This is a genomic window from Microvirga sp. CF3062 (genome assembly GCF_036314045.1).
Classification (GTDB): Bacteria; Pseudomonadota; Alphaproteobacteria; order Rhizobiales; family Beijerinckiaceae; genus Microvirga.
On sequence record NZ_JAYGGN010000007.1, the window covers coordinates 1 to 19,465 of the forward strand.

At 63.6% G+C, this 19,465-nt stretch carries 19 protein-coding genes; 7 read left to right on the forward strand and 12 right to left on the reverse strand.

The window, feature by feature from the left end; all coding sequences use genetic code 11:
• Positions 1–331: 331 nt before the first annotated feature.
• Positions 332–628, forward strand: coding sequence for a potassium transporter TrkG (locus VB618_RS13555; RefSeq protein WP_329797213.1), 297 nt, complete (start codon positions 332–334; stop codon positions 626–628).
• A gap of 33 nt (positions 629–661) precedes the next feature.
• On the opposite strand, the gene VB618_RS13560 is transcribed toward VB618_RS13555, so the two are convergent.
• The gene (locus tag VB618_RS13560; protein WP_329797214.1) at positions 662–970 is read right to left on the reverse strand and encodes a hypothetical protein; all 309 of its coding nucleotides are present in this window, start codon (positions 968–970) and stop codon (positions 662–664) included.
• A gap of 94 nt (positions 971–1,064) precedes the next feature.
• On the opposite strand from VB618_RS13560, the gene VB618_RS13565 reads away from it, so the two are divergent.
• Positions 1,065–1,820, forward strand: coding sequence for a sulfite exporter TauE/SafE family protein (locus VB618_RS13565; protein WP_329797215.1), 756 nt, complete (start codon positions 1,065–1,067; stop codon positions 1,818–1,820).
• Positions 1,821–1,939: 119 nt separating this feature from the next.
• Here the strand turns inward: VB618_RS13565 and pepT are convergent, their stop codons facing one another.
• A complete protein-coding gene (pepT, locus tag VB618_RS13570; RefSeq protein ID WP_329797216.1) occupies positions 1,940–3,175 on the reverse strand; it encodes a peptidase T in 1,236 nt (411 codons plus the stop codon).
• A 191-nt stretch (positions 3,176–3,366) separates the two neighbouring features.
• Here pepT and VB618_RS13575 point away from each other — a divergent pair, with 191 nt between their 5' ends.
• The gene (locus VB618_RS13575; RefSeq protein ID WP_329797217.1) at positions 3,367–4,299 is read left to right on the forward strand and encodes a 3-keto-5-aminohexanoate cleavage protein; all 933 of its coding nucleotides are present in this window, start codon (positions 3,367–3,369) and stop codon (positions 4,297–4,299) included.
• Positions 4,300–4,349: 50 nt separating this feature from the next.
• Here VB618_RS13575 and VB618_RS13580 read toward each other — a convergent pair whose 3' ends face one another.
• Positions 4,350–4,742, reverse strand: coding sequence for a GFA family protein (locus VB618_RS13580; protein WP_329797218.1), 393 nt, complete (start codon positions 4,740–4,742; stop codon positions 4,350–4,352).
• Positions 4,743–4,946: 204 nt separating this feature from the next.
• Between VB618_RS13580 and VB618_RS13585 the strand changes: the two genes are divergently transcribed.
• The 3 genes from VB618_RS13585 to VB618_RS13595 all read left to right on the forward strand — a co-directional run bounded on the left by VB618_RS13585 (position 4,947) and on the right by VB618_RS13595 (position 8,295).
• Positions 4,947–6,146, forward strand: coding sequence for an ABC transporter substrate-binding protein (locus VB618_RS13585; RefSeq protein ID WP_329797219.1), 1,200 nt, complete (start codon positions 4,947–4,949; stop codon positions 6,144–6,146).
• 75 nt (positions 6,147–6,221) lie between these two features.
• The gene (locus tag VB618_RS13590) at positions 6,222–6,998 is read left to right on the forward strand and encodes an SDR family oxidoreductase (protein ID WP_329797220.1); all 777 of its coding nucleotides are present in this window, start codon (positions 6,222–6,224) and stop codon (positions 6,996–6,998) included.
• 124 nt (positions 6,999–7,122) lie between these two features.
• Positions 7,123–8,295, forward strand: coding sequence for an ABC transporter substrate-binding protein (locus tag VB618_RS13595; RefSeq protein WP_329797221.1), 1,173 nt, complete (start codon positions 7,123–7,125; stop codon positions 8,293–8,295).
• Positions 8,296–8,370: 75 nt separating this feature from the next.
• Here VB618_RS13595 and VB618_RS13600 read toward each other — a convergent pair whose 3' ends face one another.
• From VB618_RS13600 to VB618_RS13630, 7 genes are all read right to left on the reverse strand, one after another.
• Positions 8,371–10,191 carry a PAS domain-containing sensor histidine kinase gene (locus VB618_RS13600; RefSeq protein WP_329797222.1) on the reverse strand — a complete coding sequence of 607 codons (1,821 nt, stop codon included), beginning with the start codon at positions 10,189–10,191 and terminating at the stop codon, positions 8,371–8,373.
• A gap of 354 nt (positions 10,192–10,545) precedes the next feature.
• Entirely contained in the window at positions 10,546–11,205 is a 660-nt protein-coding gene (locus VB618_RS13605; RefSeq protein ID WP_329797223.1) for a ComEA family DNA-binding protein, read from the reverse strand.
• A gap of 230 nt (positions 11,206–11,435) precedes the next feature.
• A complete protein-coding gene (locus tag VB618_RS13610; RefSeq protein ID WP_329797224.1) occupies positions 11,436–12,371 on the reverse strand; it encodes a DUF5996 family protein in 936 nt (311 codons plus the stop codon).
• Between the two features lie 87 nt (positions 12,372–12,458).
• On the reverse strand, positions 12,459–12,737 hold the full coding sequence (gene minE / locus VB618_RS13615) for a cell division topological specificity factor MinE (protein ID WP_329797226.1): 279 nt from the start codon (positions 12,735–12,737) through the stop codon (positions 12,459–12,461).
• Entirely contained in the window at positions 12,734–13,543 is an 810-nt protein-coding gene (minD, locus tag VB618_RS13620; protein WP_329797227.1) for a septum site-determining protein MinD, read from the reverse strand. The genes minE and minD overlap by 4 nt, the downstream gene beginning before the upstream one ends.
• A 417-nt stretch (positions 13,544–13,960) precedes the next feature.
• The gene (locus tag VB618_RS13625) at positions 13,961–15,049 is read right to left on the reverse strand and encodes a hemerythrin domain-containing protein (protein WP_329797228.1); all 1,089 of its coding nucleotides are present in this window, start codon (positions 15,047–15,049) and stop codon (positions 13,961–13,963) included.
• Positions 15,050–15,344: 295 nt separating this feature from the next.
• Entirely contained in the window at positions 15,345–16,544 is a 1,200-nt protein-coding gene (locus VB618_RS13630) for a calcium-binding protein (RefSeq protein WP_329797230.1), read from the reverse strand.
• Positions 16,545–16,782: 238 nt separating this feature from the next.
• Here VB618_RS13630 and VB618_RS13635 point away from each other — a divergent pair, with 238 nt between their 5' ends.
• A complete protein-coding gene (locus VB618_RS13635; protein WP_329797231.1) occupies positions 16,783–17,790 on the forward strand; it encodes a threo-3-hydroxy-L-aspartate ammonia-lyase in 1,008 nt (335 codons plus the stop codon).
• A gap of 116 nt (positions 17,791–17,906) precedes the next feature.
• Here VB618_RS13635 and VB618_RS13640 read toward each other — a convergent pair whose 3' ends face one another.
• Both VB618_RS13640 and VB618_RS13645 read right to left on the reverse strand, forming a co-directional pair.
• A complete protein-coding gene (locus VB618_RS13640; protein ID WP_329797232.1) occupies positions 17,907–18,575 on the reverse strand; it encodes a hypothetical protein in 669 nt (222 codons plus the stop codon).
• 68 nt (positions 18,576–18,643) lie between these two features.
• Positions 18,644–19,426 (reverse strand): class I SAM-dependent methyltransferase, encoded by a 783-nt coding sequence (locus VB618_RS13645; RefSeq protein ID WP_329797233.1) that lies wholly within the window; start codon positions 19,424–19,426, stop codon positions 18,644–18,646.
• Positions 19,427–19,465: the final 39 nt, after the last annotated feature.

Genomic DNA, 19,465 nt, shown 5'->3' on the forward strand with positions numbered 1-19,465 from the left:
TCAGAGCCCAGAAGGAGGTCGGAGTTGCGTGCCCGTATCCGGCAGGGCCGACATCCACCCGTTCGCTAATCCCCGTCGCGGCCATGTACCCCACCTATTCTTCGTTAAGGATAAACCCTTGTTCTAACGTAGCTGCACTGCATAGGGTTCAGTTCTAACAGTTCTGGGAGAATGCAGGATATAGGATGGCTCGCATATGGCTGCACGGGATCGACCGCGGGCGGGATGAAGATCTTCCGCTTCCAGGTGATGATCCGCATGCTCCAGAGCCAGTTCCTGCGCCTGCTCTATCCACGGGGCGTGTTTCCGCGCGTCTATGCGGGCCGGCTGCTTGCCGGACGACGTGATTGGGTCGGTGGTGGTGTTCTTCTCGCTGTACTTCATCTGCTACAGCGCGCTCACGGTCGCCCTGATGGCGTTCGACCTCGATTTCCTGACCAGCGCCAGCGCCGCCGTAGCAGCCCTGTCGAATGTCGGGCCGGGCCTGGGTCCGATCATTGGCCCAGCCGGCAATTTCGGCACGCTGCCGGATGCCTCCAAGTGGCTCCTGTGCTTCGGCATACTCCTGGGGCGGCTTGAGCTGTTCACCGTCCTGATCCTGTTCTTCCCGCAGTTCTGGCGCGGATAAGACCGCCCGGTCGGCAGGAGCGGCTTCAGGCGATCAGCGCCGGGGAGCCTTCTTGGCCGCCTCCTCCATGCCGCGAGGGTTCTTCTTCACCCCCTCACGGAGCACCTTCGCGGCGGCGCCCTGCTCCTCCTCGGGAGAGGCCGGCACCGGCGCGGTGTCGCCGCGGGCTTCGAGACCTTGATCCTCGGATTTTTGGCTTCCCGCCTTGGCGGCCGATTTCAGGGAGCGCAGAGCCTCGGGCTGTTGACCATCCTGCATGCGGTTGGGCATGGGGCGAACTCCTCCAGGGGCGACCCCATGGCCGCCTCCCAAGGCAATTCCCGTGCCGCCGAGGCGTTCCATCCACACAGATCTCCGCCTTTGACCCTGCTCCTCCGCGAAGGCTTGCTCCGCTAGATACGCATTGCGCCCTCGTCCGCCCATGGGCCAATAGAGCATGCGCGATCCGTCCCTATGGCTCATTCTTTCGATTGGTCTGACCTTCTTCCTTGCCGGCATGGTCAAGGGCGTCACCGGCATGGGCCTGCCGACCGTGGCTATGGGAGTGCTGGGAGCGCTCATGGCACCCGTGACGGCCGCCGCTTTGCTGATCGTGCCGTCCTTCGTCACCAATGTGTGGCAGCTCTTCGCCGGTCCGAACTTCACGGCGCTGGTCCGGCGGCTGTGGCCGATGATGCTGGGCATCGCGCTTGGCACGGTAGCCGGCTCGTTCGTTCTGACTGAGGGGAATACGCGGTGGACCACGGCGGGCTTAGGATCGGCCCTTGTCGTCTATGCCGGCTTCACTCTGCTGGCGCGGCAGCTGTCCGTGCCGGATCATTGGGAGAAATGGCTGTCGCCTTTGGTCGGTCTGACGACGGGCATCGTCACGGGAGGCACGGGGGTCTTCGTCATCCCGGCCGTTCCCTATCTTCAGGCTTTCGGGCTGCGCAAGGACGACCTGATCCAGGCGCTGGGGCTGTCCTTCACCGTGTCGACCATCGCCCTTGCGGTCGGACTGGGATGGCGCGGAGCGTTCCAGCTCGATGGCCTCGTCCTGTCGTCGCTCGCCATCGCGCCGGCGCTTGCCGGCATGTGGCTGGGGCAGGCTGTCAGGCGCAGGGTCAGCCCCGAGATGTTCCGGCGATGGTTCCTCATCGGCCTGCTGCTCCTCGGGGCTGAACTTGTGCTGAGATCGGTACTGCAGAATTGAGGAGCGCTAGAGCATCGGACCCAAAAGCGGACACCACTTTTGGGATTTACCCGATGCTCAATCTTTGAGCGACGCATCGTGTGGGCCGGAAAACCGAACCCACTTTTCCGCACGATGCGCTAAGCGCGCTCTTCCCAGACTTTCGCGAGTTCGACAATGGTGTTTACCGCCTTCTCCATGTCCTGACTGCTGACGAATTCCAGCGGCGAGTGGAAGGCATGGCCGCCGGCGAAGATGTTGGCGCAGGGCAGGCCCATGAAGGAGAGGCGTGAGCCGTCCGTGCCGCCGCGGATGCTGTCGCGCCGCGGCTCCATGCCGGCTCGGCGGATCGCCTCCACGGCATGCTCGATGATCTCCGGGTGCCGGTCGAGCACCTCCTTCATGTTGCGGTACTGCTCCTTGACCGTGAAGGTGTAGCTGGAGTTCGGATAGTTCTTCATCACCTCGCGGGTGATGTCTTCCAGGAGAGTCTCCTTGGCCTTGAGGCCCTTTTCCGTGAAGTCGCGGACGATGAGGCTCAAGTTCGCCTTCTCCATCACGCCCGACACGCCGGTCGGATGGATGAAACCGTCGCGTCCCTTCGTGGTCTCGGGCGCCATGTCCCGCGGCAGGCGCGCGACGATGTCGCCAGCGATCCTGATGGCGTTTTCCATCCGCCCGTAGGCCTGGCCCGGGTGGATCGCCACGCCCTTGATGGCGATCTCCACCGCATCGGCCGAGAAGGTTTCGTCCTCGATGCTGCCGGCGGCTCCGCCGTCCATGGTGTAGCCGAAATCGGCCCCGAGCTTCTTCAGGTCGACCTTGTCGACGCCGCGGCCGATCTCCTCGTCCGTGGTGAACAGGATGCGGATCGTGCCGTGCTTGATGTCCGGGTTGTTGATCAGGAACTCGGCGGCGGCCACGATCTCGGCGACGCCCGCCTTGTCGTCGGCGCCAAGCAGCGTGGTGCCGTCCGACGTGACGATGTCGTGGCCGATCAAATCCTTCAGCACCGGATGGTCGGCGACGCGGATGACCTGGGTGGTGTCGCCCGGCAGGCGGATGTCGCCGCCCTGGTAGTTCCTGACGATCTGCGGCTTGACGTTCGTGCCGGAGAAGTCCGGCGCCGTGTCCATGTGGGCGCAGATGCAGATGACCGGAACGCTGTTCTTGTGGGTGTTCGACGGAATGGTCCCATAGACGTAGCCGTGCTCGTCGAGATGCGCGTCGGAGACCCCGATGGACAGGAGCTCATCGACCAGCAGGCGGCCGAGATCCTTTTGCTTTTCGGTGGAAGGCTGGGACTTCGAGGAGGCGTCGGACTGGGTGTCGATGACGACGTAACGGAGGAAACGGTCGGTAACGCTGGCGGCCATAGATTGAAATCCAATTCGCGAAGAGACGATGGACTTTTAGCCGGGAAAGGCCGCCACGGGAATGGGCTGGACAAAAATCTCGTGCCGATTTCGCCCCGTTACGGTGCTCTATGGACCCGCACCGGCCGTTTCGCCTAACCTGGGGGCTGGCGCCGATAGGCGAGGCGGTCTGAAGAGCCCTGGAGGTTTCGATGAAGCGATCGGACAAAGTCATCATCAGCTGCGCGATCACCGGGTCGATCCATACGCCCAGCATGTCGCCGTACCTGCCGGTGACGCCGCAGCAGATCGCCGAGAGCGCCATTGGGGCGGCAGAGGCCGGTGCTGCGATCCTTCACCTGCATGCGCGCGATCCGCAGACCGGCCGCCCGACGCAGAGCCCCGAGGTGTTCAGGCAGTTCCTGCCGGCCATCAAGGACGGCTGCAATGCCATCGTGAACATCACCACCGGCGGCGGGCTCGGCATGTCGCTTGATGAGCGCCTCGCCGCGGCCAAATGGGCGCAGCCCGAAATCGCCTCCATGAACATGGGATCGTTCAACTTCAACATCTCCGGCGCCGGCGGACGCATCGCGTCATACAAGAACGAGTGGGAGAAGCCGTACCTGGAGATGACCAAGGACTTCATCCTGTCCAACACCTTCACGCAGATCGAGCGGGGCATGACCGAACTCGGCGCGCTCGGCACCCGTTTCGAGTTCGAGTGCTACGATGTCGGCCATCTCTACAACCTCGCCCACTTCGCCGACCGTGGGCTCGTGCAGCCGCCCTTCTTCGTACAAGCGATCTTCGGGATCCTCGGCGGCATCGGTCCGGAGCCGGAAAACCTTATGCACATGAAGGCGACGGCCGACCGCTTGTTCGGGAACGACTACTATCTCTCCATCCTGGCCGCCGGCCGGCATCAGCTGCCGTTCGTCACGATGGGGGCCATCCTCGGCGGGCATGTGCGCGTGGGCCTGGAGGACAACCTCTATCTGGCTAAGGGCGAACTCGCGCCGTCCAATGCCGATCAGGTGCGCAAGATCCGCCGCATCCTGGAGGAGCTTTCCCTCACCATCGCCACCCCGGGCGACGCGCGCCGCATGCTTCAGACGAAAGGGCCGGAGCACACAGCCTTCTAAAGCGATGAGGGAGAACCGCACCGCTAGCGGGCTAGTAGCGTGAGTGCAGCCTATTCCTCGGAGCGGCTCGTGGATTCACGATCGCGCTCGTATCGCCTCGTGAGCGGGAACGGCGGCAGCCAGGACTCGCGACGCACGGTCCAGAGTTCGTAAGTGGGCATCATCTGGTCAGGGGCATCCAGGGAGCCAAGGTTCACTTCGATTTCGTCTGCGCTGAGCGCGAAAACGGACGATCCGCAGCGGGGACAGAAGAACCGCCCGGCATAGTCGCGCGTTTCGCCCTCGATCGTCACTGCATCCTGAGGGAATATCGCGGAAGCGTGGAAAAGGGCTCCGTGATGCTTGCGGCAGTCGAGACAGTGACAAAGGCCGACCCGGTATGGGCGTCCTGAGGCAACAAATCGGACATTGCCACACAGGCAGCCGCCCCTGAACCGGTCCATGCTGCGCCTCCTCCACGATCGGGCGGCAAAATTTTTTACAACGGGCAGCAAGGTCATTGCAATTGCCCGCATCGAGCAAGCCGTCGGCAAGTTAAGGCGCTTTGATCTGTAATACTTCAGGCCACACCGTGCACGGCTGCTGCCCGGCTTCCCAATCATGCGCAGGCATGCCTAAGATGCATGTCCTAAAACAGGGAGGAAACAATGAAGACGCGTTATGTTCTCAGCGCTCTGGTGGCCATGGCCATGGCAGGAGCCGCGCAGGCGCAGACCTCGGTCAAGCTGGGTGTCCTGAACGACCGGTCTGGCGTTTATTCCGACCTCACCGGCGAGGGATCGGTGATCGCGGCCCGCATGGCCGCCGAAGACTTCAAGGCGGCCGAGAAGGGCATCAAGGTCGATATCGTGGCGGCGGACCACCAGAACAAGCCGGATATCGGCGCTGGCATCGCGCGGCAATGGTACGATCAGGACGGCGTCGACGTCATTCTCGACGTTCCGACCTCCTCGGTGGCGCTTGCCGTGAACGGCATCGCCCGCGAGAAGAACAAGATCCTGATCAATTCCGGCGGCGGCACGTCGGACCTGACGGGATCCCAATGCTCGCCCAACACGGTCCACTGGACCTACGACACCTGGGCGCTCGCGAACGGCACCGGCGGCGCCATGGTGAAGCGTGGAGGCAACACCTGGTTCTTCGTCACGGCGGATTATGCCTTCGGCCATGCCCTGGAGCGTGACACCTCGGCCCTGGTAGCGAAGGCTGGCGGCAAGGTCGTGGGCACCGTGCGACACCCCTTCCCCGGCCAGGATTTCGCGTCCTTCCTGCTGCAGGCGCAATCCTCAGGCGCCAAGGTGATCGGCCTTGCCAATGCGGGCGGCGACTTCACCAATGCGATGAAGCAGGCGGCGGAGTTCGGCATCGTCCAGGGTGGGCAGAGCCTCGCGGGGCTCTTGGTCTTCATCACCGATGTTCATTCTCTCGGCCTTCAGGTGGCTCAGGGTCTCGTCATGACCGAGGCCTTCTACTGGGACCAGAACGACCAGACCCGCGCCTGGTCCAAGCGCTTCGCCGAGAAGAACGGCGGCAAGATGCCCACCATGGTTCATGCAGGCGTCTATGCCGGTGCACTTCACTACCTCAAGGCCGTCGAGGCCCTGAAGGGCAAGGACACCGCGCAGGTGATGGCCAAGATGAAGGAGATGCCCACGGATGATCCGCTGTTCGGCAAGGGCATGGTCCGTCAGGACGGCCGCAAGATCCACGACATGTACCTGTTCGAGGTCAAGAAGCCGGCTGAGTCCAAGGGCCCCTGGGATCTCTACAAGCAGCTTGCCACGATCCCGGCCGATCAGGCCTTCCGGCCTCTCAACGAAGGCGGCTGCCCGCTCGTGAAGGGCTGATCGCAACTGACAGCAATAGGGCCGGGTTCACCCTGGCCCTATTTCTTTTGAGGCTCAGCGACGAAAGAGGCTGCGATGGATCTAGACATTCGAGGGTTGCGCGTTCTCGTGACGGCAGGTGCCGCCGGCATCGGCCTGGAGATCGCCAGAAGCTTTGTGCGCGAGGGCGCGAAGGTGCATGTCTGCGACGTCGACGATGCGGCGCTTGCCTCCCTCGCGGCGAGCGATCCCGATGTCACGCAGTCCCGCGCCGACGTGGCGAAACGTTCGGATGTGAGCCGCCTTTTCGATGAAGCCCTTCATGCCCTCGGCGGCCTCGACGTTCTCGTCAACAATGCGGGCATCGCCGGCCCGACCGCGCGAGTGGATGAGGTCGATCCTGAGGATTGGGACCGAACGCTTGCGGTCAACATCACGGGACAGTTCAACTGCGCCCGTCTGGCCGTCCCGCATCTGCAGAAGAGCGATAACGCCTCCATCATCAATCTCTCGTCCGCGGCAGGCCGTTTCGGCTTTCCCTTGCGCTCCCCCTACTCCGCTGCGAAATGGGCCGCGGTGGGATTCACGAAAACGCTCGCCATGGAGCTGGGGCCGCTCGGAATCCGGGTCAACGCCATCCTTCCGGGCGTCGTGGAAGGCGAGCGGATCCGCCGCGTGATCGGCAGCAAGGCTGAAGCCCGCGGGGTCAGCTACGAGGAGATGGAGAGCGAGTTCCTCCGGCACGTTTCCTTGCGAGCCGCCGTGACCCCGCAGCAGATTGCCGATCAGATCGTGTTTCTGTGCTCGCCCCGCGGGCGGACGATCTCGGGTCAGGCTATTGCCATCGACGGGGACACCCAGTCCCTCGCGTGACCGGCCTGCGTCCTGAGATGTTCGGTTCGCCTAATCTCCTGCTTGCTTTATCCCTGGGCCGCCCGAGTATCCTTGTTCAATCTGTGCCATAAGATTGCAAAGAAGAACCATGGGAGGACCAACGATGCACCGTAGAACCCTTATCCTCGCCGCAGGCACCGCCGCGCTCGTGGCTGCCGTTTCAGGCGCGCAGGCGCAGCAGGCTGTCAAAGTCGGCCTGATCCTGCCGCTGACCGGGCCCTTCACGGCCATCGGCCGCCAGGTCGAAATGGGCGCCCGGCTCTACCTGCAGCAGAAGGGCAACACGGTCGCAGGCCAGACCATCGAGCTGATCGTCAAGGACGATGGCAGCGTCGCGGATACCACGAAGCGGACGGCTCAGGATCTCATCGTCAACGAGAAGGTGAACGTGCTGGCAGGCTTCGGCCTCACGCCGCTGGCACTCGCGACAGCGCCGCTCGCCACGCAAGCAAAGATCCCCATGGTGGTGATGGCGGCGGGAACGGCGACCATCACGGAAGCCTCGCCCTTCATCGCGCGCACGAGCTTCACCCTGCCGCAAGCCACCGAGCCGATGGCCGATTGGGCCGCTAAGAACGGCATCAAGAAGGTTGTGACGCTGGTGTCGGATTACGGTCCGGGCATCGACTCCGAAAAAGCCTTCTCCGGTGTATTCACCAAGGCCGGCGGTCAGGTGGAGAACCTTCGGGTGCCGCTGGCGAACCCGGACTTCTCGCCCTTCCTGCAGAAAGTGGCGGATGCCAAGCCCGACGCGCTGTTCGTGTTCGTCCCCGCAGGCCAGGGCGCGCAGTTCATGAAGCAGTTCGTGGAGCGCGGCTTCGACAAGAGCGGCATCAAGCTGATCGGTCCTGGCGATGTCACGGACGACGAAGTGCTCAACAACATTGGGGACGTAGCGCTGGGCGCGATCACCACGCACCATTACTCGGTCGCGCACGACAGCCCCGAGAACAAGGCCTTCGTGGAAGCCTTCAAGAAGGCGAGTGGCGGCACGCGTCCCAACTTCATGGCGGTGGGCGGCTATGACGGCATGCACCTGATCTACGAGGGCCTGAAGAAGACCAACGGCCAGGGCGGTCAGGCGCTGATCGATGCCATGAAGGGCATGAGCTGGACCAGCCCGCGCGGGCCCGTGTCGATCGACCCGCAGACGCGTGACATCATCCAGAACATCTATGTACGCAAGGTCGAGCGGGTGAACGGGGAGCTCTACAATATGGAGTTCGCCACGATCCCGAACGTCAAGGACCCGGTCAAAGCCGCCAAGGCCAACTGACCTCAGCACACCACAGGAAGCGCCGCTGAAGGGCGGCGCTTCTCACAAGGTTCCGTAGAATAGCTGGCCGCGGCTTCAGGTCAGCGGCGCATCCACGATGCAGACGACGCCGCTGGCCAGGAACGCAATCTGGGCCTTGCCATCGAGGTCCTGCGACAGGCTCCGTTCGATCAGCCGTGATCCGAACCCCCGCCGCGATGGTGGATGGACGGCGGGACCTCCGCTTTCCTCCCACTTGAGATGCAGTCGCGGCCCGGAATCGCCGCGCTGCACGCTCCAGGCAATGCTGATCATTCCCATATCGTTGGACAGAGCTCCGTACTTCACCGCATTGGTCGCCAGCTCCTGCAGCGCCATGGCGAGCGCCAGGGCCATGCGGGGCGGCACGCGAGCCCTTGGGCCTGCGAGGTGCAGGCGATCCTCGCCGCGGCTCGAATAAGGCGCCACGGCCTGTTCGACGATGTCATACAGGTCCGCGCTCTCCCAGTTCTCGCGGGTGAGAACGTCATGGGCACGGGACAGGGCAAAGAGGCGGGCCTCCAGAGACTCCTTGGCCTGCTCGGTCGAGGCCGCATTGCGCAGCGTCTGCGATGCCACCGACTGCACGGTGGCGAGGGTGTTCTTCACCCTGTGGTTCAGCTCGTTGATGAGAAGCTGCTGATGCTCCTGCGCGACTCGGCGGTCGTGGATGTCGATGGAGACGCCGAACCAGCGGACAATCTCACCGGTGTGCGGATCGCGGTAGGGCTCTGCCCTGACAAGGAACCAGCGATAGTCACCCTCCTTCGAGCGGATACGATGTTCGACCTCGAAGATGCTGCCTGTGCGCCGGGCGTTCTCGTATGCCTCCAGTGTCACCGCTTCATCATCGGAATGAACGAAGTCTGTCGCGACCTGGGTCGCGCTGGCTGGGTTGTGGGCAGAACCGGTGTATTCAAACCATTGTCGATTGAAGAACTCGGTCTTTCCTTCAGAATCGGTGACCCAGACGATCTGCGGCACGGCATCGGCCATGAGCCGCAGCCGTTCCTCGCTTTCCCGCAGGCGCTCCTCGGACTCCACCTGCTCGGTGACATCGCCGTAGAACACCGCCAAGCCGTCACCGACCGGGTAGGCGTGCATTGAGATCCAGCTTACCCGGCCATGAGGCCAGGCATAGCGATGTTTCATTTCAACAGGCTTCTTGGTCGCCAGCGCGCGCTTATACATCTCACCGAGAGCCGGATCGGCATCCGGGTGAGCCTCCCAATGGGTCTTGCCGATGATCTGGTCACGGGGCCGGCTCTCGAGGCGCAGCGCCTCCGCATTCATGTCGACGATGCGGAAATCCCGGTCCAGGATGGCCAGGCTCTCGCCCATACCGTCGAGCACGCCGCGCAGGCGTGTCTCGCTGTCGCGCAGGGCTGCCTCCATGGTCACTCGGCCGGTGGTCTCCACCACGATGGCGAGCACGCCCCCTGGCTGACCGCTCTCGTCGATCACAGGGCTGTAGTCGAGATTCATCCAGACCTGCTCAGGCACCCCTTTCCGGTAGAGGGTCAGCTCCTGATCCCGGAACGAGAGGGTGCCGCCCGCCATACCGACCTTCATGACATGGGCGTTGAACGCGGCGACTTCCGGCCAGCCCTCCAGCACGTTCGATCCGAGGAGCCGCGGGTGGCGCCCTGCGGCGAAGACCGAATAGGGATCGTTGTAGATCATCACCCCGTGCTCGCCCCACAGCAGAACCATCGGGATCGGGGAGCGAAGCATCAGCCCGACCGTCGTCTTCAGGCTCTGGGGCCAGCCGGAGATCGGCCCGATGGGGGTGCCGACCCAATCATAGCCGCGGATCAGCGCCCCGACCTCGCCGCCGTCCCGGAGGAAATCGGTGTATAGCGGGGTTCTAGTGTCCATCGCTTTGCACGTCGTTTCGAACAGCCCCGCTGCAGGGGACATATCCGCCCAGGATGAAATCCTCCTGGAGCAAGGCTTGGCTGGAGCTGCGATGGGAGATTGGCCCCGCATTCACGGAGATGTGTGCTGCAAGCCCTGGTGCGAAAGACACGTTCAGAGCTGTTCGAGAAAGCATGAGCTCGGTCTACTGATGGGATGGCGAGGTTTTGATCCTTTGTAGCGCCTCCCTCTTCCGTGGCAATGGGGCCAGCGACCTATCGTTGACGCAGGCGCCGCTGAGGCCCTGGCAGGAGCAGGCCCGTATCGAGGGATTTGCGCCGTTGACAGGCGCAGGAGTGAGGGGCCTCGCCGCCCCTACTGCACTCTCACCTGATCCTTGATCTTCTCGAAGACCGGGCGGCGCACGACTTTCTTCTTCACCAGATCATCGACGGACCTGTAAGGCCGGTGCTTGATGATGGCTCGGCCGAGGGCCCCTGCCCCCTTCAGGGAGTTCAGCTGCTCGAAGGAGGCCCGGTTGAGATCGACCAGATCTGCGGCTGGGCTCTCAGAACGCACGGGCTCCGCGAGGCTCGCATGCTTGGCCACAGCACCCGTCATGTCGACGTCGGTGGGAGGAGCTGAGACTGTTGGCTCCGGGGCAGCGGAAGCCTGTTCGCGAGCGAGCGGCAGCGGGGCGGCTTCCATGAGAGCAGCGCTAGGATCCTGCGGGCCGGATGCGGGCAAGTAGGAAGCCTCCACCGGTGAGCCTGAGGCTGCAGGATCCGCATCGGCCACTTGGACGCGCTCGGTGCGCTGCGGCAGTTCCACAACATACTCCTCGCCTGCCAGGATCTGGGGCGGCGCGGCGGTAACCATGCCGCCGGAGGAAGCGCTGCTGCCTGCAGCGAGCCACAGAGCCAGCGATCCGCCAGCCATGAGGCCGATCACCAGGAGAATGCGCAGCGCCTGGAAAGCTGCATTGTCGCGCCGCTCATGGGAAGGATGGGTTCGTGACAAGTCGCCGACCTGCATGGGGTCCTCGCACCTTTACTCGTGGTGGATGCTCCACTCTTGATGAGCGTGCATGCAGGATACCAAGTCCGTCTCCTCGCATGCAGCGCTAGGGCTAGAGGCGGGATGTGGCAGAGGCGTGGCGATCTGCCGTTATTGGCGCGGATCAACGACAATTTCGGATAGGTGCGCTGATTTTCTGCGGGATGACGCCAGTTCGGCAACGTCATCACCTTTCGAAGTGACCCTTCTCAGACGCTGCGCACGCGTGCGGGTGCACCGAAGTCACATTCGAGGGCGGCGCGGTCCCAGCGCCCTGCATCGGCTGCTGCCGCATAGGTGGAGGTCAGGAAATCGAGCAGCATCGCATCGGGATCGGGCGCCCGGCGCATGACACCGTAGCACAGGATGAACTCACCAAGCGCTGGATCGAACTCTGCGCCCGCCGGGATTGCAGCGTCCCGAAACCCCGGCGGCTCGGGATAGGCGTAGGAATAGAAAGCGGCGTGAGGGTAGGCATCGCTGCCGGGCCAGAAGCCTGCGCTCGAGACCTCATGAGAATAAGCCTCGCGGGTGACTGCATCCGACAGACCCGGCACGCCGCCGGGATGGCGCGGCGCGGCGCGCCCGGAAAAGCGCGTCACCGCGAGATCGAAGCTGCCCCAGAAGAAATGCACCGGCGAGACTTTGCCCAGGAAGCCACTGCGGAAGAGCTTGAACACCCGGTCACTCTGCACCAGCACGCGCCAGAAGCGATGAGCCGCATCGGCGTCGTAGGACGCATGCTCGTGATCTTCTGAGAACCGGATCGGGTTTTGCACCTCGTTCGGCATCTCGCTGATCGAGACCCTGATGCCGATCTTGTCGAGGAGGTTGAGGAGATTAGTGTAGAACGCCGCCACGCTCTGCGGTTTAAGCGGCAGCATGCGCTCGTCGCCGCGGCTGGTGCGCACGAGCAGGCGATGGCCGATGAAATCGAACTCGATCTCCAGGATCTCGCGACCGATGGGCACGGGCGAGGTGCTCAGGCCTCGCGCGGAGACGTAGAGCGGTACATGCCAGCCGTGATTGAGCCAGGGCGTGAGCGCGAGGCGGATCTTGCCGACGATCTGCGTCCAGAGTTGCAGGGTCGCGGCCGTGTCGCGCCAGGCAGGATAGGAGAGTTCGGGCCAAGCATCGTCATCCATGGAGCGCCTCCGGGCGGAGCGGGATCGCGAATGACGAGTATAACTGGTGGATCGCAGGCTGGACAGGGCAGCCTGCGATCAGAGTATTCAGGCGGCCGGGCGCAGGCCTGCGAGAGTCGCCGGGATTTCGATATCGACCTCGAGGGTCGACACGGAGGCGCCACGATCCATTTTGATCTGCACCTTGTCCTGCGGCACCGACAGATGCTTGGCGATCACCGCCATGATCTCCTCGCGCAGGATGGCCACGAGATCGGACTCACCACCTCCGACGATGGTGCGCTCATGCGCCAGCAGAACCTGCAGGCGCTCGCGGGCCACCGGGGCGGAGGTGTTGTTCTTCTTGAAGAAGTTGAACAGGTTCATGCGGCCCTCCTGGCGAACAACTTGCTGAACAGACCACGCTGCTTCTGCACCTCGACGATCGTCTCGCCCTGCAGCTTGCGCACGGCTTCGAGATAGGCGCGGGCCGGCGCGGAGTTCGGGCTGCCGAGGGTCACTGGCGCACCCAGATTGGAGGAGCGCAGCACCTCGGTGCTCTCCGGAATGATGGCGAGAAGCGGAATCGACAGGATGTCGAGCACGTCCTCGACTTTGAGGATCTCGCCGCGCTGCGCGCGGGCAGCGTCATAGCGGGTGAGCAGCAGGTGCTTTTCCACCTGCTCGCCATTCTCCGCCTTCAAGGTCTTGGAATCGAGCATGCCGATGATGCGGTCGGAATCGCGGATGGAGGAGACTTCCGGATTGGTCACCACGACGGCGACATCCGCATGGCGCATGGCGAGCGTCGCGCCGCGCTCGATGCCGGCCGGGCTGTCGCAGATGATCCAGTCGAATTTCTCGCGCAGGCCCTCGATGACGCGGGCAACGCCCTCGTCCGTCAGGTTGTCCTTGTCGCGGGTCTGGGAGGCCGGAAGCAGGTACAGGGTCTCCACGCGCTTGTCGCGGATCAGCGCCTGCTCGATCTTCGCATCGCCCTTGATCACGTTGATCAGGTCATACACGACGCGCCGCTCGGCACCCATGATCAGATCGAGGTTGCGCAGGCCGACATCGAAGTCGATCATCGCCACCTTCTGTCCCGACTGGGCCAGCGCCGCGCCGAGGGCCGCCGTGGAGGTCGTCTTGCCGACGCCTCCCTTGCCCGATGTCACGACCAGTACTTTCGCCATCCTTGGTTCTCCTATCCCGTTCAAATCTGTGCTTGCGACGGCATCACCAGCAGGTTCCCCGGAGGACCGCAGAACATGTTCGGAGAGCGGAGGCGGCTTGAGGCTGTCGCTTTTCCTTACGTCATGTAGAAAGCCTATTGCGCGCTCTGTATGGTTACTGGACGGTTAATATTGCTGACGCAGAGGCTGTATTTTTGCCGAAAACCAAAGGTTTTGCGCGGATCGTGCCGGATGCCGTTGGGACATGAAGCGTGAACTGCAGGGCGGTCTTGGCTCACTCTGCCCCGATAATGGCGCCGTCTGGATGGTCATGCCGTGCTCGGCACCGAGGCAAGCAGTATGAGATTGCCCATGCCCTGCCGAGACCGTGGCGGCATAGAAAAGGCCTCACGTTCAAAGCGTGAGGCCTTCTGGGTGTTAGCGCCCGTCTCTCTTCAGACCACCTGTATCCGCACCGCCCGTCTGAGCGCCTCCGGTGCCGATGGTGCCTGCGGAAGCAGCGGGGCCGCCGGCCGGCAGGGTTCCGCCCGGTTGCAGCGGTGTCGAGAGGCCCGAGGGAGCCCGGGGTGGGTTGGCCGACGAGAACCAGTTGTCGTCGGAGGGGCTGCCGCCCGGAGCCGGCGCAGCGGACGTTGCCGGGCCCGTGCCTTTACCCGTGCCTGAGCCTGCGCCGTGAAGCAGGGCGTCATCCGCCTGACCGGCCTGCTGCCCGGCTCCCTGCCCTTCATGGCCGAACACCCGGGCCGAGGACGCTCGGGAGGCCGACGAGGCTCCGGCCGTGGGCGACATGCGGGTGGTTGTGGATGACCGTCCCGCTGCGGTGCGGGAGCCTTCCAGGCGCCGGTCGATCACGCCGCTATCGAGCGGGAACGGCGGCTCGGGGCGCCGGGGTGCAGGGCGCATAGGCTGGCTCTGCCGCGAGCCCATGGAGCCGGACCGGTTCATGCTCCACAGCAGGGCTCCGGCGCCGACGGCCATCACGCCGGCGAGCACGCCGAAGACGGTACCGGTGGGCAGCCCGTAGCGGCTCGGCATCACGGCCTGCGGCATGTGCCAGCGGCTGGATTCGTAGGATGCGATGCGCTCGCGCTCATAATCGCGCTGTAGGCTCTTGAGCTCACTGGGCGAGAAGACGCCGCGGGCGACGATCATCACCCCGTTCTCCTCTAATGTGAAGGCATGGCGAATGGAGCCGGTCAGATCCTTGAAATCCACCGCCCAATCGTGGCTGTCCTTGTCGGGACGGGCAGCCAGCTCATCGACCTGGCGCAGGATCTCGTCCTGCTTGCGCTCCAGATCGGCCACATAACTGGACGTGCGTTCATGATGAGCCAGGGCGGGGTAGAGCACGTTCTGCTGCGCCACGACGTGCCGCTCCAGCTCGTCCTGGAGATCGTCGAAAAGCTCGGCGCGGCTGTTGGGCCCGCTGCTCGTGGCCTTCAGCACCTCGCGGCAGAGCTCATCGATATTCGCGTGATCCGACACGACCATTTGCCATAGGTCCATGGGAAGCCTCCTGTTGAGCCTTTGCCTCGATCAGGATGAACGGCTTGGGTGGACGGCTGTTCCGGCGGGAGCTTGTGTTTGCGCGGCTTGACCTGTTGAGGCCACGGGAACGTGGCGGCCGGGCGCTCATGGGATTGCCCGGGCCGCACGTAGCTGCTCCTAGAGCATCGGACCCAAAAGTGGATTTGTACTTTTGGGATACATCCGATGCTCCACCCTTTGAAGTGCGCATCGTTGAGCGCGGACCCAGCGGGCCGCGCAAGCGAAAACCGGATCCACTTTTCCGCGCGATGCGCTAGCCGGGAACCCCGAAGCCGAAATCGTCCGCCCGCAGCTTGGCGAGGCGAATGTCCTCAATCGTGATCATGGACTCGAAACCGTAGGTGATCACGACATTGTCGCCCGATTGGACCGCATAGCCGCCCTGCATCATCGCTTCGAAGGACTCGTACTCTCCGCTCTCAATGATGATCGTGTCCTCGCCCGGCCTGAAGTCGGTCACGCGATCACGGCCGCCGCCTCTAAGAAACGAGAACGAGAACTCGTCGGCACCCGGGCCGCCCTTCAGGACATCGTTGCCGGCGCCATCAAAGATCAGATCGTTGCCGCTGCCGCCATCCATGGTGTCGTTGCCGCGCCCGCCATGGATGGTGTCCTGGCCGTCGTTGCCGTTGATCCTGTCGTTGCCAGCCCGGCCTTCGAGGTCGTCGTTCCCGCTGCCGCCCTTGACGGAATCGTTGCCGGTTCCGCCGAGGATCGTATCGTCCCCTTGCTCGCCGCGCAGATCGTCCTTGCCGTCGCCGCCGCGGATCACATCATCTCCGCCGCGGCCAAGGATCTTGTCGTTGCCATAGCCGCCGAACAGGTAGTCACCGAAGCTGCCGCCTTTGATATAGTCCTTGCCGTTGCCGCCCCAGATCCAGCCCTGCCCCGTCTTCAGAAACAGGGTATCGTTCCCCTCTTCGCCGGAGAGAAAGTTGTACTGGGCCGTTCCACGCAGTGTGTTGCCGCCGCTTGTACCGCTCAGCACCAGCGGCTTCACATCTTCAGGCAGCCAGAGACCGTCGACACGGGCGATGGCATCGTTGTCGTCACTGATGTCGGCGCCGGTCGAAGTGATGGTGACGTTCGGCCCGTCGGCGCCATCGAAGACTCTGACCTGCAGGGATGAAAGGGGCTCTCCTGCCCCACCAATAGTCAGCCTGACATTTAGGAGAATTTCAGCCTCGGTATAATCCCCGACCCGCGGCTGCTTAAAGAAGAAGTCAAGCCCAGGTGTGGTACCGGGCAACTCGAACTGAGTGCCGCGCGGATAGCTGTTGGCAATCGCGAGAGCTTGACCGGAAAGAGCCAAGTAACCGCTGATGAGCTGACCTTCCTTGTAGCCGCCCACATTTACCCCGTAGTTCGGGTCCAGGAACGACAGATCGTTCAGATCCTGATTCTGATAGGCGCCCTCGACGCCGCCATAGAAGACATAGCGTATCGCTGACATGGGATCTCCATAGCGAGGAGAAGCACGGCTGCAGACAATCCGCTCGTATCGTTTGGATCGGGACGCTTATCTCCGGCTGCTCAGCCCGTGTCTCTCATAGGCCCCATCGGACTTTCCCCCTCCCATGCAAGGTTGTATAGGACTCAGAAGGATTAGTCCCCTTTTTGGGCAACCCGGCTCACTCTCTCGGGCGTGGAGGAGCTCTTCACCTTGAGCCCGTCAAGATCGGTGCATTGACATGAGCCTGCCGACTTCCAAAGTCTCCGAGGATCTTTCTGCCGCTACGCCGCCTCTGCCCGCCTATGACGACGTAGTGGCGGCGGCGCAGCGCATCGACGGGATAGCCCATCGCACGCCGGTTCTCATCTCCCGCACCGCCGACGAGCGGACGGGCGGCAGGCTGTTCTTCAAGGCCGAGAACTTCCAGCGCGGGGGCTCCTTCAAGTTCCGCGGCGCCTACAACGCGATTGCGCGGCTGTCCGCCGAGGCCAAGAAGCGCGGCGTCGTGGCCTTCTCGTCCGGCAACCACGCCCAAGCCATCGCCTATGCCGGGCAGCTTCAGGGGGTGCCCACCGTCATCATCATGCCGCAGGACGCGCCGGCCATGAAGGTGGCTGCCACCAAGGGCTATGGCGGCGAGGTCGTGCTCTACGATCGCTACACGGAAGACCGGGAAGCCATCGGGCGCAGGCTCTCGGAGGAGCGCGGCCTCACGCTCATTCCGCCCTACGACCATGAGGACGTGATCGCCGGCCAGGGCACGGCCGCCAAGGAATTGTTCGAGGAGGTCGGCCCCCTCGACATGCTGTTCGTCTGCACTGGCGGTGGCGGCCTGCTGGCAGGCTCGGCGCTCGCCACGAAGGCGCTTTCGCCCGCATGCCGCATCTATGGTGTCGAGCCTGAGGCGGGCAACGACGCGCAGCAATCGTTCCGCTCAGGCTCCATCGTGAAGATCCCCGTGCCTGCCACCATCGCCGACGGGGCGCAGACAACTTATGTCGGATCCAAGACCTTCCCGATCATGCGCGCCCTCGTCGACGACATCCTCACCGTGTCCGACGCGCAGCTCGTCGACACCATGCGGTTCTTCGTCGAGCGCATGAAGATCGTTGTGGAGCCCACGGGCTGCCTGTCGGCGGCTGCGGCTTTGAACGGACTCGTCCCTTGCGAGGGCAAGCGCGTCGGCATCATCATCAGCGGCGGCAATGTGGACCCGAGGGCGCTGGCGGGGTTCTTGGCGGGGTAGGTTTCTGACCACGCCCTCCTCGTCATCCCCGGGCTTGTCCCGGGGATCCACGTCTTTCAGCGGTTATAAGACGTGGATGGCCGCAACAAGTGCGGCCATGACGGGAAAGTGTCGTATTATCTTTCCGCCCGCACCAGCACCGCCATGCCGTCGTGATCGCCGGTGGTGAGCTTGGGATCGTCGATAAGCGCATTGCCGAGATTGACGAAGCCGCTTACCTTGTAGGCTGTACTGCGATCGAGCCTCTGCGTGAAGTCATCCCTGGCCCGGTTGAACGAACCGTATTGGTGCGGTGGATCACGGAGCAGATCCACCTCCTCACGGCTGAAGGCGCCGGTGAACAGATAGCCCTGTCCGAACACATGCGGCCCGAAGATGCGGCCGTGATTGTTGCTTACCTCGAAGAGATCGTTGGAGAAGGCATCGTCCCTGCCTTGCGGGAGTTGCGCATGGAGTTGCCCGCCGATGACGCCCTGATAGCCTGCCGAATGACCGAAGCGCACGGGATATCCGGCACGAGCGGTGGCCGCGAGCAATCGCGCCTTTGCGTCCTCCGCGCTTGCAGCACTCTCGTCGATGATGATCACGTTGATCGGCTCGCGCAGGTTCTTGCCGCGGTAGATCTCGCCGAGCCAGTCGGACAGAGCTCCCTTGGCCGTGAGCATCCATTTGCCAATGGTGGGCAAGCCTTCAGGTGTCGCGACATCGACGCCCTGCTGCGCCCAGGCTGGTGGCGCCGATGTCAGCAGGATGCAAAGCACGAGAGCTCGGCCGCAGCGTCCCATTCCCGCTCCTGATTTCAGGTTCTCCACAAATCAGGAGAGCACGGTTGCGACCGGCAGGCCAGGGCTTTTCAGGATGAGGCCTTCACCGCCAGGACAGCGTAGCGATGCTGCGTCGCGCGCTCGAGGCCCTTGAGCAGCGGCAGGTTCTTGGCCTGCTCCCGGTGGATCGGCTTGAGGTTTCGGTCGATGGTCACTTCCGCGAAACCGGCCTCCCGCAGCAGGGCCGCGACTTCTTCAGCCCGCGCTCCCTTCGAGAAGTAAACCCGCCTCAGGATGCGCTCATGGGTTTCACGCATGGCATTGGGAGCGTGCGGGGCACCAGTGAGACCCGGCACCAACTTCTCGACGAGCCGGATCACGCGCCTAACAAAGGTGTCCGATACGAAGTCACCATCGACAATGAGAAGCCGCCCGCCTGGCTTCAGCAGGGAATGCCATTCCCGGAACGCCGCCTTCGGGTCCACCAGCGTCCACACCAGATGCCTCGTGACGAGCACATCGTAGCTCTCCGGCTTTTCAAGGGTGCGCTCGGCATCCCCGATTACAAAGCGAATGTCGGCACCGCGCCGGGCTGCCTTCGCGCGCGCCTGGTTCAGCATCGCCTCCGACCAATCGAGGCCGGTGACGTTAAAGCCGAGACCATGCAGCAGATGGGAGATCACGCCCGTGCCGCTGGCAAGATCGAGCGCCCGGCGCCCCTCGCCCGATCCGAGATGGCGCCGGAACAGATCGCGCCATGCCTGGCGCTCCGCCTCCGAGAAGATCTCGTGCCCGACCTGCTCGTCGAAGGTTGCCGCGCGTGCCGACCAGTAGTCCCTGATCTCGTCCCGGAGCGTGTAGTTCGCGTTCATGAGAAGCCCATGACAGATGATGAATTCCGGCGCTCCTCT